1 protein-coding gene is annotated in these 2,558 nt (G+C 59.3%); it reads left to right on the top strand.

The features are described from left to right. On the top strand, positions 1-2,558 hold a 2,558-nt coding region (gene bcsC, locus BEG40_RS21460; protein ID WP_105286077.1), incomplete at its 5' end, for a cellulose synthase complex outer membrane protein BcsC.

Below are 2,558 nucleotides of genomic sequence, written 5' to 3'. Positions count from 1 at the left end.
TTGGGGCGCTGGGGCAGGCGTATTCCCAGAATGGCGATCGCGCTAATGCGGTGGCGAATCTGGAAAAAGCCCTCGCGCTGGACCCGCACAGCAGCAACAACGACAAATGGAACAGTCTGCTGAAGGTGAACCGCTACTGGCTGGCGATCCAGCAGGGCGATGCTGCGCTGAAAGCCAATAATCCCGACCGGGCAGAACGCCTGTTCCAGCAGGCGCGCAATGTCGATAACGCCGACAGCTATGCGGTACTGGGGCTGGGTGATGTGGCGATGGCACGTAAAGATTACCCCGCTGCCGAACGCTATTATCAGCAGACTTTGCGTATGGACAGCGGCAACACCAACGCCGTGCGCGGGCTGGCGAATCTTTATCGCCAGCAGTCGCCGGAAAAAGCCGAAGCGTTTATTGCCTCGCTTTCTGCCAGCCAGCGGCGCAGCGTTGATGACATCGAACGCAGCCTGCAAAACGACCGCTTATCACAGCAGGCGGAGGCACTGGAAAATCAGGGTAAATGGGCACAGGCGGCAGCACTTCAGCGTCAGCGGCTGGCGCTCGATCCCGGCAGTGTGTGGATTACTTACCGGCTTTCGCAGGATCTCTGGCAGGCCGGGCAACGCAGCCAGGCCGATACGTTAATGCGCAACCTGGCGCAACAGAAGCCGAACGACCCGGAGCAGGTTTACGCTTACGGGCTGTATCTTTCCGGTCACGACCAGGACAGAGCCGCGCTGGCGCATATCAACAGCCTGCCGCGCGCGCAGTGGAACAGCAATATTCAGGAACTGGCAAACCGCCTGCAAAGCGATCAGGTACTGGAAACCGCCAGCCGCCTGCGTGAAAGCGGTAAAGAGGCAGAAGCGGAAGCGATGCTGCGCCAGCAGCCACCGTCCACGCGCATTGACCTCACCCTGGCAGACTGGGCACAGCAGCGACGTGATGACACCGCTGCCCGCGCGGCGTATCAGAATGTCCTGACGCGGGAGCCAGCTAACGTTGATGCCATTCTTGGCCTGACAGAAGTGGATATCGCCGCCGGCGACAAAGCGGCGGCACGCAGCCAGCTGGCGAAACTGCCCGCTACTGACAATACCTCACTGAATACACAGCGGCGCGTGGCGCTGGTACAGGCGCAGCTTGGCGATACCGCAGCGGCGCAGCAGACGTTTAACAAGCTGATCCCGCAGGCAAAATCTCAGCCGCCGTCGATGGAAAGTGCGATGGTACTGCGTGATGGTGCAAGGTTTGAAGCGCAGGCGGGCGAGCCAAAGCAGGCGCTGGAAACCTACAAAGACGCGATGGTCGCATCCGGTGTGACGCCGACGCGTCCGCAGGATAACGACACCTTTACCCGTCTGACCCGTAACGATGAGAAAGATGACTGGCTGAAGCGCGGTGTGCGCAGCGATGCGGCAGATCTCTATCGCCAGCAGGATCTTAACGTCACCCTTGAGCACGATTACTGGGGATCGAGCGGCACCGGTGGTTACTCCGACCTGAAAGCGCACACCACCATGTTGCAGGTGGATGCACCGTATTCTGACGGACGGATGTTCTTTCGCAGTGATTTCGTCAATATGAACGTCGGCAGTTTTTCCGCCGACGCTGAGGGTAAATGGGATAACAACTGGGGCACCTGTACGTTGCAGGACTGTCGCGGCAACCGCAGCCAGTCGGACTCCGGCGCCAGCGTGGCGGTCGGCTGGCGAAATGACGTCTGGAGCTGGGATATCGGCACCACGCCGATGGGCTTCAACGTGGTGGATGTGGTCGGTGGCATCAGTTACAGCGACGATATCGGGCCGCTTGGTTACACCGTTAACGCCCATCGTCGCCCCATCTCCAGTTCTTTGCTGGCCTTTGGCGGGCAAAAAGACTCACCGGGCAATACCGGGAAAAAATGGGGCGGTGTGCGTGCCGATGGCGTGGGGCTAAGTCTGAGCTACGATAAAGGTGAAGCGAACGGCATCTGGGCATCGCTTAGCGGCGACCAGTTAACCGGTAAAAATGTCGAAGATAACTGGCGCGTGCGCTGGATGACGGGCTATTACTATAAGGTCATCAACCAGAATAATCGCCGTGTGACCATTGGCCTGAACAATATGATCTGGCATTACGACAAAGACCTGAGTGGGTACTCACTTGGTCAGGGCGGTTACTACAGCCCGCAGGAATACCTGTCGTTTGCCATACCGGTGATGTGGCGTGAGCGGACGGAAAACTGGTCGTGGGAGCTGGGCGCGTCTGGCTCGTGGTCGCATTCGCGCACCAAAACCATGCCGCGTTATCCGCTGATGAACCTGATCCCGACGGACTGGAAAGAGGATGCCGCCAGCCAGACCAACGACGGTGGCAGCAGTCAGGGCTTTGGCTACACGGCGCGGGCGTTACTTGAGCGTCGCGTCACGTCCAACTGGTTTGTCGGCACGGCAATCGATATCCAGCAGGCGAAAGATTATGCGCCAAGCCATTTCCTGCTCTACGTGCGGTATTCCGCCGCCGGATGGCAGGGCGACATGGATTTACCGCCGCAGCCGCTGATACCTTACGCCGACTGGTAA

It is taken from the genome of Escherichia sp. MOD1-EC5495 (assembly GCF_002965965.1).
GTDB classification, from domain to species: Bacteria; Pseudomonadota; Gammaproteobacteria; order Enterobacterales; family Enterobacteriaceae; genus Escherichia; species Escherichia ruysiae.
Note: the sequence above shows the minus strand (reverse complement) of the source record. Positions and strands in the feature narration are given on the sequence as shown.